Origin of the sequence: Agromyces humatus, assembly GCF_021228295.1 — a bacterium.
GTDB lineage: Bacteria > Actinomycetota > Actinomycetes > Actinomycetales > Microbacteriaceae > Agromyces > Agromyces humatus.
Window position 1 is genome coordinate 336,414 of the sequence record NZ_JAJQPD010000001.1, and the last position, 13,647, is coordinate 350,060.

Consider the following 13,647-nt stretch of genomic DNA (forward strand, 5'->3'; position numbering starts at 1 on the left):
CGCTTCACGGTACCGCACTGGTCGGCTCGACGATGTCCGTACAATCGAGCGGGTGAGTGCTGCTTCCGAGTCCGTCCTCCTCTCGGTCGTCATCCCGACGCACAACGTGCACCCGTGGATCCGCGAGACGCTCGGCTCGGTGCTCGCGCAAGACATCGCCGACATGGAAGTGATCGTGGTCGACGACCACTCCACCGATGACACCGTCGAGGTCGTGCGACACATCGCCCGCGCAGATGATCGCGTACACATCATCGAGGCGACGCGTCGAGGCGGCGGATCCGCGCGCAACACCGGCGTCGCACAAGCCCGCGGGCGCTACCTGATCTTCTGCGACGGCGACGACATCGTCCCTGACGGCGCGTATCGTGCACTCGTCGACAGCCTCGAGGCGTCGGGATCCGACATCGCATTCGGCGACTACCTCAAGTTTTCCCCGAACCAGACCTGGCGCCCGACGGCGAACTGGCCTGCCTACGCCGTCGCGCGGCAGGCGTTCACCGCCGCCGAGGAGCCGTCGCTGCTCTATGGGCGCGCGTGCTGGAACAAGGCGTTCCGGCGATCGTTCTGGACGGCGATCGGCGTCCAGTTCCCCGATGTTCCGCGTTCGAACGACATCGTTCCGATGACCACGGCCTACTTGCGCGCGAACTCGATCGACATGGTCGATCACGTCGTGTACCTGTACCGCGAGAGGCAGGGCGCGACCTCGATGTCGGCGAAGGCCGACTCGGCGGCGTCGTTCCTCAGCTACCTGGACCAGGAGGTTCAGTGCGCGGAACTCGTCGCGTCCGCGGACTCGCCGGCGCTCAGCGCCGCGTACGCGAGCCTGATCTACGACCGCGACGGTTGGGTGCATCTCGCGCAGTACCTGAGATCCGAGGCCCGTGAGGGTGACGACGATGACGCGGTGCGTGCCGCGCTCGATCGACTCCTGCAGGCGACGCGACGGGGCATCGATCGTTCCCTGGCCGCCCAGAAACGCATCGTCTTCGAGTTGACGCTTGCGGGTGAGACCGACGACGCCGCGGCGCTCGCCCGTGCGGTCACCGGGTACCGTCCCGATATCGGCGTCGAACTCGCCGACTGGTACCGCTTCCTGCGGATGCGTTCGGAGGCGGGCGAGTCGGTGCTGCGCGACGAACCCTGGCTCGTGCGCCTGCTCGCCGAGACGCTCGCGACGGGCATCCTGAACGGCTCCGAGGAGTCGGATCCGATCGTCGCAGAAGTCGCCGCGTACGCGGCGGGTCATGAGCCAGGCGTGCTCGACGACGCACCCGAATTCCATGTCGCGCCGGCTGCGTCGACGCTCGTGACGGACTTCAGCGCGTCGCGGGCGATCCGTGGGCGTATCGTCGCCCTCGCGTCGGGTCGGCGCCTCGAGATCGCCGTCGACACGCCCCACGCCGGAAGCGCGACCGTCGTCTTGCTCGAACCGCGGACCGGCGCCATCGTGCGACCCGATGCGCAGTCGTCGACCGGCCGAGTGGTCTCGGCGCGATTCGCTCCGCGCTCGCTTCCGCCCGGTTCACGCGTCATCGTCGCGCTGCAGGATGCGTCGTCCGATGGGATGCACGTCGTGCGATTCTTCACCGATGTGCCCGCATACAGCAGGTTCGACCGCTTCGAACTCGTGCGTCGGCGAGACACCCTCGAGCTTCGTCGCCGGGGGCACTGGCTGACCCGAGCCGGTGGAAAGGGGCTTCGGCTCGTCAGGCGGCGGCTTCGGCGGCCGGCGTCGACGAAGCCGTGAGCTCGTCGAGGAGCGCACGGTACGACTCGGAGACCTTCCACGGCGAGAACCGTGCATTGAACACGTCGAAGTCCGATGCATCGACAGGGGTCTGCAGTGATCGCTCGATCGCAGCCGTGAGCGACCCGACCGGGTCGCTCGTGTCGAAGAAGTCCACCCACGCCTGATCGCTGAACTGCTCGACGAGGTGGGGCTCGCCGGGCAGCACGACGGGCACCTCGAAGGCGGACGCGAGATGCACGCTCCCCGAGTTGAGGATCGCCCGATACGGGAACACCGCGAGGTTCGCTGCACCGAACCAGGTGGCGATCTCGCTGTCGTGGACATAGTCGAACCGCGCCACGACGTCGACGGCGGGATTGAGCGTCGCATCGATGATCGCTTTCGCCTCGGCGTCGGCCGAACCCGCGAGCAGCAGCGTCGGCGACCCCCCGTCACGCTCGCTGAGGCCGTTCATCGCGGTGATCAACAGATCGAGACCCTTGTAGGGCCGCATCTGGCCGAGGAAGAGCACGGCCGGCCTTGCCGGATCTGCGCCGAGCTGCCGGCGCGCCTCATCGGTCGCGACCGGCGCGCCATACACGCCGACATAGCTCGGATGCGGGATCTGACGGATCCGTTCGCCCGGCAGCTCGCAGATTCCCGCGAGCGCGTCGGGTGTGTGCGGCGACATGGTGTGGATCGCATCTACGGTCTGAGCGAGCGTGCGATAGAGCTCGACCTCGGGCTCTCGGTAGGCCAGTTCGTGCGGCAGGTGGTTGTGGATCGTCCAGACGAGCTTGACTCCGCGGTCGCGAAGTCGCGAAAGCAGGCGGACCAGCTCCCCGAGCGTCGCGCGGGCATCGGCGTCGTCGGCCTCCTCCTGCAGCAGGGGCGAGGTCCAGTGCAGGTGCAGGATGTCGCCCCGATCGAGGTGCTTCGCAAGGGCGAAGAGCTCGTTGCGGTGCTTGACGCCGATGAACTCGCGGCCCGACGCTCGCGGCGCGAGGCTCATGAGGTTCAGGTAGGGATTATCCGTCCACGCCGGGAAGACGAGAACTCGTTGGGGCTTGCGCACGAGACGCCATCGTACCCGCAGCGCATCGGCGGCGGTGGCCTGGTGAGCGGCCTGCCTGGCGCTACTGCCGACGATCGCTTGGCACAATGTCGGAGTGAGTACGCACATCGGAACCGACTGCCGCATCGACCCTCGGGTGGAGATGAATGGCGAGGTCCGCATCGGCGACCGCACGACGATCTACCGCGGCGGCGAACTGCTCGGTCCGGTCACGATCGGCAGCGATGTGTTCATCAATCGCGATGTGTACATTCGCCCGCAGACGACGATCGGCGATCGCGTGAACATCGGGCCGTTCGTGCGGCTCGTCACCGACACGCATGAGATCGGAACGCACGAGAAGCGCGCGGGGGCGGGAACCAATGCGCCGATCTCGATCGGCGCCGGCACTTGGATCGGCGCGGGCGCGATCATCGTCGGTGGCGTAACGATCGGCGCCGGCGCGGTAATCGCCGCCGGCGCCGTGGTCACGACCGACGTGCCCGATGACGTGATCGTGGGTGGGGTGCCCGCGCGGGTGATTCGCACACTCGATTCATAGCGAGCGGCCGGCGCGTGTCGATCTGCTTCGGTCGGCGGTCGCGACCCTACGCGCCGGTCGGTGCTGTCGTCGCGATCCAGAGCCCCCCCGACCCGTGCACGGTCAGGGCACCCTCGTCGGGGGTCACGAACGCCGCTCCGCCCCGGGCCAGCGTGATCGAGCCGTGAGCGCCGGCGACCTCCACGTCGCCCTCGGCGAGGAGGATCGAGGGACCGCGCACAGGCACCACAGCTGCGGCGGACCCGGCATCCACTCGATAGAGGGCGAAATCGGGCACCTCGGGGCGGTAGCCGACGACGCCCGGCGCAACACTGCTCGCGGTCAGGTACGGCGGTTCGATCGGTGTGAAGTCGAGCACTTCGAGGAGCTCGCCGACGTCGACGTGCTTGGGAGTGAGGCCGCCGCGCAGCACGTTGTCGCTCGCGGCCATGAGCTCGATGCCGAGCCCCTCGAGGTACGCGTGGATGTTGCCGGCAGCGAGGTAGAGCGCTTCGCCGCGCTTCAGGCGAACCCTGTTGAGCAGCAGCGAGATGACGATCCCCGCGTCGCCTGGGTAGAACTCCGAGAGCAGGCCGACCGTCTCGAACGACAGCGCGAATTCCGAGTCACGTGCCGTCTCGGTTGAGGCGAGTGCCACGACCCGCTCGATGACCCACGCAGACTCTCCGGTGTCTTCGCCTCGCCCATCGCGCAGCAGCCAGTCAACGGTCGTGCGAAGCGGGTCGTCGCCTGCGAGATGCGAGTCGAGGAGGTCGAGCGCTCCAGGTTCGGGTGCCGCGCTCGCGGCGTCGGCGGCGCGGAGCACCGCCATCATCCCCCGAACCTGATCGAGTGGACGGAACCCCGACAGCGCGTCGAAGGTCTCACTCACCGCGACGATGAGTTCGGGCTTGTGGAACGGGTCTTTGTAGTTGCGGTCGTATGCCCCGATCGGCACGCCCTCGGACTCCTCGCGCTCGAAGCCGGCGCGCGCCTGCTGCGGAGTCGGGTGGGCCTGCAACGAGAGCGGCTCAGCCGCCGCCAGGACCTTCAGGAGGAACGGCAGGCGCGCCCGCTCGGCGAGCCGAGCGCCGAGCGCGGTGCCCGGATCCGCCGCGATCCATTGCGCGAGATCTGGATGGCCGACGGATGTCGCGTCGACGATCTTCGCGGGCGAACCCGCGTGTGCCCCGAGCCAGAGTTCGGCCTCGGGGTCGCCCGAAGGCTGCACACCTCGGTACGCGGCGATGGCGTCGCGTGAACCCCACGCATAGTCTCGCGGAGCGTTGTCGATCGCCACAAACATCGGGGAAGGTCCTCTCGTCAGCTTGGATCCAACGTACCAACGGCTTCACCGTCCGCCGGCCCCGAACCTAGGCTCGGGGCATCCGACGATCTATTGGAGCAGTCATGTCCTTCGAACCGCTCGCCAGCGATTTCTATGCCTACGGATCCCTTCTCGCCGATCCCGAGAAGGAGGCGCTTGCGAAGCTTCGCGCGTGGCTCGAAACCGAGGTCAAGCCGCTCGCCAACGAGTACTGGGACCGCGCGGAGTTCCCGATGCAGATCGTGAAGCCGCTCGCCGATCTCGGCGCGCTCTCGTATGCCTGGGACGAGACGAAGCCGTTCGAGAACTCCGCCGTGTTCCGTGGATTCGTGCAACTCGAGCTCGCGCGCGTCGATGCCTCGGTCGCCACCTTCGTGGGCGTGCAGAACGGCCTCGCCACGGGATCGATCAGTGTCTGCGGTTCGAAGGAGCAGCGTGATGAGTGGATCCCGAGGCTTGCGAGCGGCGAGACGATCGGCGCATTCGGCTTGACCGAGCCCCTCTCGGGGTCGGACTCGTCGCAGGGACTGCGCACCACCGCGAAGCGCGAGGGCGACAACTGGGTGATCAACGGCTCGAAGCGCTGGATCGGCAACGCCACGTTCTCGGACATCACGATCATCTGGGCGAAGGACGTCGAGGACAGCCAGGTCAAGGGCTTCATCGTCCCCACCTCGACGCCCGGGTACACCGCGACGAAGATCGAGCGCAAGACCAGCCTCCGCATCGTGCAGAATGCCGACATCGCCCTCGAGAACGTCGTGGTGCCCGAGACGTTGCGCCTGCAGAACGCCAACTCGTTCCGCGACACTGCGAGCGTGCTTCGCCTCACCCGCGCCGAAGTCGCATGGGCCGCGGTGGGTACGGCGATCGGCGCGTACGAGGCGGCGGTCGCGTACGCCGGCGAACGCGTGCAGTTCGGCACGACCATCGGCTCGCACCAGCTGATTCAGGACCTGCTGGTCAAGAGCCTCGGCAACATCACGGCCTCGCTGGGAATGGTCGTCCGTGTCAGCGAGATGCTCGACCGCGGCGAGCAGCGTGACGAGCACTCGGCCCTCGCGAAGGCGTATGCCACCGCTCGCATGCGCGAGACGGTGGCATGGGCGCGCGAGGTGTGCGGCGGCAACGGCATCGTGCTCGACTACGACGTCGCCCGCTTCTTCGCCGACGCTGAAGCCCTCTACTCGTACGAGGGCACCCGTGAGATGAACACCCTCATCGTCGGGCGGAAGATCACGGGCAGAGCAGCGTTCGTCTGAGACTCGCGAGCGCGAGCTAACGCTCGGCCCGAAGGCGTTGCGCCGCGGTGATGAGGTGCTCGGCTCTGGCATCGAAGGTGTGATGCTCGAGCACGTGCGATGAGCCTCGCATGAGGGTCTCGTCGTCAGGGCGCACATCGGCGCCGAACAATGCGTTCCTCAGCTCCTCGCGGTCGCCGACGACCTGGACGGATTCCCCGAAGAGCTCATCCAGACCCTCGACCTGATCGCTCACGACCCACGCCCCGGCGCCGACCGCATCGAAGATGCGGTTCGAGATGAATCCCTGGTCGGCCATATCGCGCCAGTGATCGTTCAGCACGACGCGCGCCGACGCGTAGAACTCGCCGACCTGTTCACCGGCGAGTGAGGTGTCCTTGACGTTCGCTGCGTCGACCAACCCCTGCCAGCCGGGCCCGAAGATCGAGAGATCGGCACCGACGTCGTTCGCCCACCGCACGATGGGTCGGTAGGTGCGGCGCGTCGCACCGACGAAGAGCGTGTCGGATGACGCCCGTTCGGAGCGACGGGCCGGATTGAATCGCCGTGCGTTCGTCGCCTGGAGCAATGGCAGCACCTCGCGGCCGAACCGGCGCGTCGCCTGCTCTGCCCAAGGAGAGCTCGCCGCATAGACGAGATCGTAGGTGTTGATCTCTTCAGCGGTCACCAGCTCGGGGTGCGAGATCACCCACATGATATTGACGGCGCCGGGTTGCGGTGCAACCTTGTCGAGTCCGCGCAGCACCAGAACGACGTCGTCGAGGTGGGCACTCGGCCGAGCGACTGCCTCACGGCGATCGACGTGGGCGAGGTGACCGCGTGCCCGGAGCGCCTCGGCGAGGTCTTCGGCGAAGAGCGTGTCACCCCAGGTATCGCCACGGACGCCCGCGGGAGCCGCGGTCTTGATGGCCCAGCGCTGCCTACGATCCGAGCGCTCGCGCACGACGATCGGGCCGCCTGCTCGCGCCAGGACCCCCGGCAACTGCTCGCCGACCTCGTGACCGCGCACCTCTGCGCCGAGCAGCGAGAACAAGCTGTGATCTGGGCTCGGAAGCAGCGCGCCATGGGCGTCGAGCAGACGCGCAGCGCCGAACCCCTCGAGGTTCGACCGAAGCTTCTGCTTGGGCCTGACCTGCGCTCGCGCCGTCGTGAGGGTCGACGACCGTGCACCGATCGCCGCGAGCCGGATGCCAAGGTCGGCGTCGGCCAATGAGTTGCCGTACACCACATCGAACCCACGAGCCGCGATGAAACTCGTCGCCCGCACGAACAGCGCGAAGTCGGATGCAGCCGCCACATCGAGTTGCGCCCCCGCGAGGAGCGCATCCTCGACGGGATGTCCGCGAAGATTCGACCACGGCACCACGTATGGTCCGCCGAATGCGATCCCTGCATTCTCGAGTGTTCCATCGGCGGCGATGATCAGCGGTTGCGCTGCGCCGAGGTCGGCGTGTTCGTCAAGTTCACGGCGAAGGCGCTGCAGCCAATCGCCGCTTCCGCGCAGGGCCGTCTCGAGGAAGCACACATACTGACCCGTCGAGTGCACGAACCCGGTATTCGCTTCGAGCGAGGTCGTATGCCGCCGCACGTGGTGCACCACCTTGATGCGCTCGTTGCCCGCGAATGCGCCCGCCATCGCGGTCGCGACCGCCCGCTTCGAGCCATTCGCCACAACGACGACTTCGATATCCTCGTCGGCGGCCTGCGCGAACAGGTCTGCGAGCGCCTCGAACAGCAGCACGACATGGTTGTCGCACCGCACGACCACGCTCACTCGACCAGGGACACGTTCATCGCGGTGCGACTCGACGACATCCCACTCGCAGAGGAACTTCTCGAGGACCGCCTTCTCCCAGGTGGGGGATTCGGTCGTGCTGATGCGTTCGTCGCCGTCACCCATGTCGTCGTAGTGCACGCCGATGAACGGAATGAACTTCGGCTGGGCCAGTCGACTCAGGCGGAGGGCGAGGTCGTAGTCGACCCACCGCCGCAGCGACTCGTCGAATCCCCCGATCTCGTGCAAGAGGTCGGCTCGGACGACCAGCGCGTTCAGATCGACCGAGTTCCCGCCTTCGAGCAGCTGCTCGAATCCGTTCGTCTGGGCGCCCTGGTACAGGATCTTCGCGCTCCCCGCATGCCGGAGCAATGCGGTGTGCACGAACGGTTCGTCATGTCGTGACATCCAGCCGACCGCGACCTCGAGGAACTCCGGCGACCAGGCGTTGTCGGAGTCGAGGAACGCGACGACCTCGCCCCCGGCCTCACCGATGCCGGTGTTGCGAGCGGCCGAGACTCCTCCCGATTCCCTCAGGACGACGCGAATCCGCGGCTCCAACGCGGCCCACTCGGCGAGCACCGCCGGCGTCGCGTCGACGGAACCGTCATCGACGATCACGAGCTCCCAGTTCGCATAGGTCTGGCGCTGCACCGATCGCACGGATTCGTCGAGCCGGTGGGCACGGTTCTTCACCGGCATGATCACCGAGACGAGGGGTTCCACCTTCGGACGACTGCGCGCCTCAGCCCTGGACGACGCCAGGAAGGCGGCCGAACGCTCGACGTCGTCGGCTGACGCGGGCCGAAGGCGCGGCGCAAGATACTCCACTGCCTTCTGCAGCCGCACCGCCTCATCGATCAGTGCGCGCCGAACAGTTCGCCAGCGCCGGTCCCCGATCAGCGCTTCGATCTGGGGCGACACCGGAAGCAAGGTGTCGGGCCCGGCATTCGCGAGAAAGTGCTGCAGGGCCTGCAATGGCGTGCGGAAGCCTGCGCGAGTCTCACGCGCGTAACGCGCGGTGTCGAAGACCGGACTGACTTCGACCATCGGGATCGTGGCGTCGAACAGGATCGACAGCACGGCGGGGCCGCGTCGTCCGGCCTTCGACGCGAACCACTCGTTCTCGACGAGCGGCGACGGGACGAGGCCTGCCTTCGAACCCGTCGACACGTAGTGCTCGGCGACCTCGGCGTCGGTCGTGAAGACGCGTCCGGCTTGGGCGGAGTAGTACTCGCGATCGATCAGTCCGCTCGAGATGAGCCCATGTATACGCTGGCGTCGTCGAAGCGCGGCCTCGGCGGTCGGCCAACGACCGAGCTCGTTGGCGAAACGCTCGAAGTTCTCGCGCACGAACGGTTTGAGACGCGCAGGTACTCCTGCCGCAGCACGCCGTGCCGCGCCGCCGCGGCTGTCCTCGGTGGACATCATTCGTTCATCCGTTCCGATTCAGTTCAGGATGGCGCGGATCCACGCGCCTGAGTCCGTCAGCGTTCGCTCGGACTCGACATAGGAGCGCGCAGTGGTTGCCGCCGAAGCGAGCGCGTCGGGCGCTGCGAGCACCGACCGGAGCGCCGAGTACCAGTCGTCGGGGGTGCGAGCCAAGGTCAGGCCGTGCTGCCCATGTCCGCGATACGGGCCGAAGTCGGAGGCGACCGTGGGCAGTCCGAGCATGGAGTACTCCAAGAACTTCAGGTCGCTCTTGTGTTCGTTGAACGCCGTTGGTGCCAGCGGCGCAACGGCAAGATCCCAGCGGTCGCGGTTGTCGAGCAGCCACGCTACGAATGCGGGATAGTTCGTCTTGTCGCCGGGAATGTCGAACCGCTCTCGCCATGGCTCGTCACGCTCGGAGATGCCGACGGTCTCGAGCGCGATCGGCGCCTCTTCGGCGATGAGTCGCTCGAAGGGTTCGCGCAGCAACTCGGCGTCCTCGGCGTGGGTCGAGCTTCCCATGTACAGCACCCGCAACTGCTCTCGCGGCTCGGCGACGTCGTGCGCCGTGCGAAGACGCGTCCAGAGTTCGGGGTCGACGACATTCGGCACGACGCGCACACTGCGATTGACCGTGGAGACGATTCCCGCGAGCGGTTTGGTACTCACGACGACTCGGTCGGCGAACCTGATCAGTCGCTGCATGCGCTCGAGGCGGACCGGATCATAGCCCTGGTCGATCAACCGCTCGACGGCCGTGGCGCTCAGGAGATCGTCATCGATCTCGGCCACGAGACGAATGTGGCGCTTCTTGGCCGCGGTGATGAGCGGTTCCACCTTCGTTGGCTCGACCGCGTCGCGCTGCACGAGGATCGCATCGAATTCATGGTCGACGGCGTTGGCGATGAAGGCATCGACGTCGAGTTGGACGACCCAAGCGTCTCCGTCGCGAAGCGCCTTGCGCGCACGTCGGATAACCCTGACGTGCGCGGATCCGGGGTGCTTCCCATTCACGCCGTGCGCCACATAGGCGATGCGCGGGATGCGTCTCCGTGCAACCACTGAAAAAATACCCTCGGATTCGGAATTGGACAATCAGACGACTCTAGCAAAGCGAAACTGTGCGTAAGGATCGCTGCCTCACCAGAGGATCCGGCCAGTCGATGAGGCTCGGCGGCACGGCCGGTGCGCGAGCACCCGTCGATCTGCTACCCGCCCGAGCGTCGACGAGCGCGGCGCGCGAGCGTACCGGCGCCACGGAAGGGTGCGGTCATCCGCCAGCTCCGACTCGTCGTGAGTTCGTCGATACGCAGGTCGGCGGCCGTGAGCCGTCGCTCGGTCTCGCGGAGCCTGCGCTCCGTCTCGGCTGAACGTTCCCCGACCTCGGCGATCAGGCGGTGCGCGACGTCCGCTTCCGAGGCTGCCGTACGGGCATCTGCAGACGCAGCCTCGAGCCCGCCGCGGAGTTCCGCGACGAGGAGGTCGGCCTCGCGGAGTCGACCGTCGAGCGCGTCAGCTCGCGACTGCGCATCTGCAGCGTGCCGCGTGGCGTCCTCGAGCGCGAGGGTCGCGTCCCACGCGGCCCGGATCCGGCGCCCGAGCCCATGGAACTGCCGCCGGGTGCCGTCAGGGTCGGCGTTCGCGTCGGCGAGAAATCGGAGCACTTCCGCCGACACGTTCTCGCCGACGGCAAGCACGCCGAGTCCATGCCCATGTTCGAACTCGAACGACGGCCAGCGATCGGCGATCTCGGCCCAATAGCGGTACACGCCGAAGTCCTTCTTGCGCTCGAACGTGTCGTGAAAGAGCACCACTGCCCGATCGGACAGCTTCGGCAGCCAGGTCTCGAAGTCGTGGCGTACGTCTTCGTAGCGGTGCCGGCCATCGATATGCAGGAGGTCGATGCTCCCGTCTGGGGTCGACTCGACGAAATCGTCGAAGTAGCCGCGGTTGAGCCTGGCGATGCCCGAGTAGTCGGCGTCCGCGACCCGTCGAACAGATTCGTAGACATCGTCGTCGTAGAAGCCGGCATGCTCGTCGCCCTGCCAGGTGTCGGTCGCGGTGACCTGCGACTCGAGTCCCAGGCGCTTGACGGCCTCGCAGAACACGAAGAACGAGTAGCCGCTGTGAGTGCCGAGCTCGACGATCGAATTCGGTCGGTGCATCGCGACCAACGAGTACGCGAACGGGGCGTGCTCGAGCCATGCCGAGAGGACGAGCACCGGAGGCTGCCAGTATGCGGCGGGATCGAGCACCTTCGTGATCATGCGAGCATCCTTCAGCTGTCTATGATGGGTCACGCTTCCTGTGACGTCGACGCGGGATCGACGCGAGGAATGGGTTCCATGAGGGGTCTGGGTGGGACTGGGACCGCCGGCGACATCGAGTCCGACGAGCCCTCACAATATCGGTTCGACTTCGCCGCGCCATGAGTACGACTCGAGAGCGGTCGGCCCCCGGCGTGGTCATCGAACCGCGTCGCGAGCGCCGCGACGGATTCCGCGCCGACATCCAGGGCCTGCGCGCCTTCGCCGTCATCGTGGTGATCCTCGACCACCTCTTCCGCTGGCCGTCGGGCGGCTTCGTCGGCGTCGACGTGTTCTTCGTCATCTCGGGCTACCTGATCACGTCGCACGTGCTGCGTGAACTCGATCGCACGGGCAAGCTCTCGCTTTCGGGGTTCTATCGGCGACGCATCCGCCGCATCGCGCCCGCGGCGACACTCGTGATCGTCGTGACCGTCGCGTTCTGCGCCCTGCTGCTGCCCCGCGGTCGCGCGCTCTCGGTCGCCGTCGACGGCCTCTGGGCGTTCCTCTTCGGCGCGAACTGGCGATCGATGCTGGTCGGCACCGACTACTTCCAGCTCGGTCAGCTGCCGTCCCCGCTGCAGCACTACTGGTCGCTCTCGGTGGAGGAGCAGTTCTACTTCGTCTGGCCGTTGCTCACCATGCTCGTGTTCATGGCGGCGATGCGCCGCTGGGGCACGCCGCGAGCTTCGCGCATCGCGACGATCACGGTGTTCTCGACGCTCATCGCGCTGTCGTTCGCGTGGGCGATGATCGAGACGGGCGCGAACCCGACCGCCGCGTACTTCTCGACTTTCACCCGCGCGTGGGAGCTTGGCGTCGGCGCCCTGCTCGCCGCCGTCTCACTGGGAGCGTGGCGCATTCCGTTCGCGGCACGCGTCGCCCTCGCGTGGCTCGGCGTCGCCGGACTCGTCGTCAGTGTGTTCTGGATCGACGCCGCGTCGGTCTTCCCCGCGCCGACCGTCGCCCTCCCCGTACTCGCCACGGTCGCCGTCATCGCGGCGGGAATCGGCGAACACTCGCCGCGGTACAGCCGCCTGCTCTGGCCGCTGACGAACCGGGTGAGCACCTACGTGGGCGCGATCTCGTACTCGCTCTACCTCTGGCATTTCCCGGTGATCGTGCTGCTCGCCTCGTTCGTGCCGCTCGAGTCCCGCCGCTACCACGTGCTGGCGATCGCCATCACCGCGGTCGCGTCGGTGCTGTCGTACCACCTGGTCGAGGAGCCCGTGCGGCGGTCGAGGTGGCTCATGCCCAAGACCCCGCATTCCGATGCGCCGACGCGCCGACGGATGCCGCTGCTGATCACTGCGGGCGCAGGCGCGGCGTTGCTCATCGTCGTCGGGCTCGGTGCTGCTCGACTCAGCTTGCCCGAGCCGCAGGGCGCGCCCGCCGCGATGACCGCCGACTGCTTCGGGGCCGCGGCGGCGCCGGGTGCGGGCAATGACTGCCCCCTCCCCGAGACCGTCTCGATCGACGAGGTGACGCCTACGCTCGATGCCCTGCCGACCGACACCGCGGGCGGCTACTCGTGCTGGCGGCCCAAGGGCGGCGACCTCACGACGTGTACGTTCGGGTCGGCAGCACCCGATGCCCGTCGCGTTGCGCTCGTCGGCGACAGTCATGCCGCGGCGCTGCTGCCCGCCTTCCTCGAGAATGCCGAGACCCTCGGCTGGTCGCTCGACGCCTACCTCGGATTCGGGTGCCAATGGCGCGACCAGCCCGACGGCAGCGACTGCGACGCCGTTGCCGATCAGGTGCAGCAACACCTCGTCGACGGCGAGTACGACCTCGTCATCACGACCGCCGCCAGATGGGCGATCGCCGACGCCTCACCTGACTCGTTCAGCGAACGCTGGACCGCAGTGAAGGCGACCGGAGCCGAGGTCGTGGTCGTCGGCTCCGTGCCGCTCGTGCCCGAGTCCACCTTCGCGTGCCTGTCACGTGTCGGCGCGAACCTGAACGACTGCGGCACTCCCCGCTCCGAGGCTACGCAACCTGACGACGTGCAACTCGCCGCAGCTGCTGACTCGGGCGCCGCCGTCGTCGACATGACCGACTACTACTGCGATGAGGCGCGGTGCCCGGCGGTGATCGGCGGCGCCATCGTCTACCGCGACGCTGCCGGCCACATCTCGGGCACGTACATGAAGACCATGGCGCCCTACCTCATCGAGCGCATCAACGCCGCGAGCGCGGAACGGTAGCCTTGAGCGC

Annotated in this window: 10 protein-coding genes; 5 read left to right on the plus strand and 5 right to left on the minus strand. The window is 67.4% G+C overall.

Annotated elements, in window-relative coordinates:
* The first annotated feature begins 52 nt into the window (after positions 1–52).
* Positions 53–1,753, plus strand: coding sequence for a glycosyltransferase family 2 protein (locus tag LSF15_RS01565; RefSeq protein ID WP_232496764.1), 1,701 nt, complete (start codon positions 53–55; stop codon positions 1,751–1,753).
* On the opposite strand, the gene LSF15_RS01570 is transcribed toward LSF15_RS01565, so the two are convergent.
* The gene (locus tag LSF15_RS01570) at positions 1,713–2,810 is read right to left on the minus strand and encodes a glycosyltransferase (protein WP_232496765.1); all 1,098 of its coding nucleotides are present in this window, start codon (positions 2,808–2,810) and stop codon (positions 1,713–1,715) included. The genes LSF15_RS01565 and LSF15_RS01570 overlap by 41 nt on opposite strands.
* A gap of 94 nt (positions 2,811–2,904) precedes the next feature.
* On the opposite strand from LSF15_RS01570, the gene LSF15_RS18700 reads away from it, so the two are divergent.
* Complete coding sequence (locus LSF15_RS18700; protein ID WP_308188397.1) at positions 2,905–3,351, plus strand: acyltransferase; 447 nt, start codon at positions 2,905–2,907, stop codon at positions 3,349–3,351.
* A 46-nt stretch (positions 3,352–3,397) separates the two neighbouring features.
* Here the strand turns inward: LSF15_RS18700 and manA are convergent, their stop codons facing one another.
* Positions 3,398–4,636 (minus strand): mannose-6-phosphate isomerase, class I, encoded by a 1,239-nt coding sequence (gene manA / locus LSF15_RS01585; protein WP_232496766.1) that lies wholly within the window; start codon positions 4,634–4,636, stop codon positions 3,398–3,400.
* A 104-nt stretch (positions 4,637–4,740) separates the two neighbouring features.
* On the opposite strand from manA, the gene LSF15_RS01590 reads away from it, so the two are divergent.
* Positions 4,741–5,919, plus strand: a complete 1,179-nt coding sequence (locus LSF15_RS01590) for an acyl-CoA dehydrogenase family protein (protein WP_232496767.1) — start codon at positions 4,741–4,743, stop codon at positions 5,917–5,919.
* Between the two features lie 16 nt (positions 5,920–5,935).
* Here LSF15_RS01590 and LSF15_RS01595 read toward each other — a convergent pair whose 3' ends face one another.
* Positions 5,936–9,124 (minus strand): glycosyltransferase, encoded by a 3,189-nt coding sequence (locus LSF15_RS01595; RefSeq protein ID WP_232496768.1) that lies wholly within the window; start codon positions 9,122–9,124, stop codon positions 5,936–5,938.
* Positions 9,125–9,142: 18 nt separating this feature from the next.
* Positions 9,143–9,646 carry a glycosyltransferase gene (locus tag LSF15_RS01600; protein ID WP_232496769.1) on the minus strand — a complete coding sequence of 168 codons (504 nt, stop codon included), beginning with the start codon at positions 9,644–9,646 and terminating at the stop codon, positions 9,143–9,145.
* Between the two features lie 39 nt (positions 9,647–9,685).
* On the opposite strand from LSF15_RS01600, the gene LSF15_RS01605 reads away from it, so the two are divergent.
* A complete protein-coding gene (locus LSF15_RS01605; protein ID WP_232496770.1) occupies positions 9,686–10,189 on the plus strand; it encodes a hypothetical protein in 504 nt (167 codons plus the stop codon).
* Between the two features lie 143 nt (positions 10,190–10,332).
* Here the strand turns inward: LSF15_RS01605 and LSF15_RS01610 are convergent, their stop codons facing one another.
* Entirely contained in the window at positions 10,333–11,391 is a 1,059-nt protein-coding gene (locus LSF15_RS01610; RefSeq protein ID WP_232496771.1) for a class I SAM-dependent methyltransferase, read from the minus strand.
* Positions 11,392–11,552: 161 nt separating this feature from the next.
* On the opposite strand from LSF15_RS01610, the gene LSF15_RS01615 reads away from it, so the two are divergent.
* A complete protein-coding gene (locus tag LSF15_RS01615; protein WP_232496772.1) occupies positions 11,553–13,637 on the plus strand; it encodes an acyltransferase family protein in 2,085 nt (694 codons plus the stop codon).
* Positions 13,638–13,647 lie beyond the last annotated feature (10 nt).

Excerpts from the sequence above, each read along its gene's own strand:
- manA (WP_232496766.1), bottom strand. The coding sequence starts at position 4,636 with ATGTTTGTGGCGATCGACAACGCTCCGCGAGACTATGCGTGGGGTTCA.
- LSF15_RS01590 (WP_232496767.1), top strand. The coding sequence starts at position 4,741 with ATGTCCTTCGAACCGCTCGCCAGCGATTTCTATGCCTACGGATCCCTT.
- LSF15_RS01595 (WP_232496768.1), bottom strand. The coding sequence starts at position 9,124 with ATGATGTCCACCGAGGACAGCCGCGGCGGCGCGGCACGGCGTGCTGCG.
- LSF15_RS01600 (WP_232496769.1), bottom strand. The coding sequence starts at position 9,646 with ATGGGAAGCTCGACCCACGCCGAGGACGCCGAGTTGCTGCGCGAACCC.
- LSF15_RS01610 (WP_232496771.1), bottom strand. The coding sequence starts at position 11,391 with ATGATCACGAAGGTGCTCGATCCCGCCGCATACTGGCAGCCTCCGGTG.
- LSF15_RS01615 (WP_232496772.1), top strand. The coding sequence starts at position 11,553 with ATGAGTACGACTCGAGAGCGGTCGGCCCCCGGCGTGGTCATCGAACCG.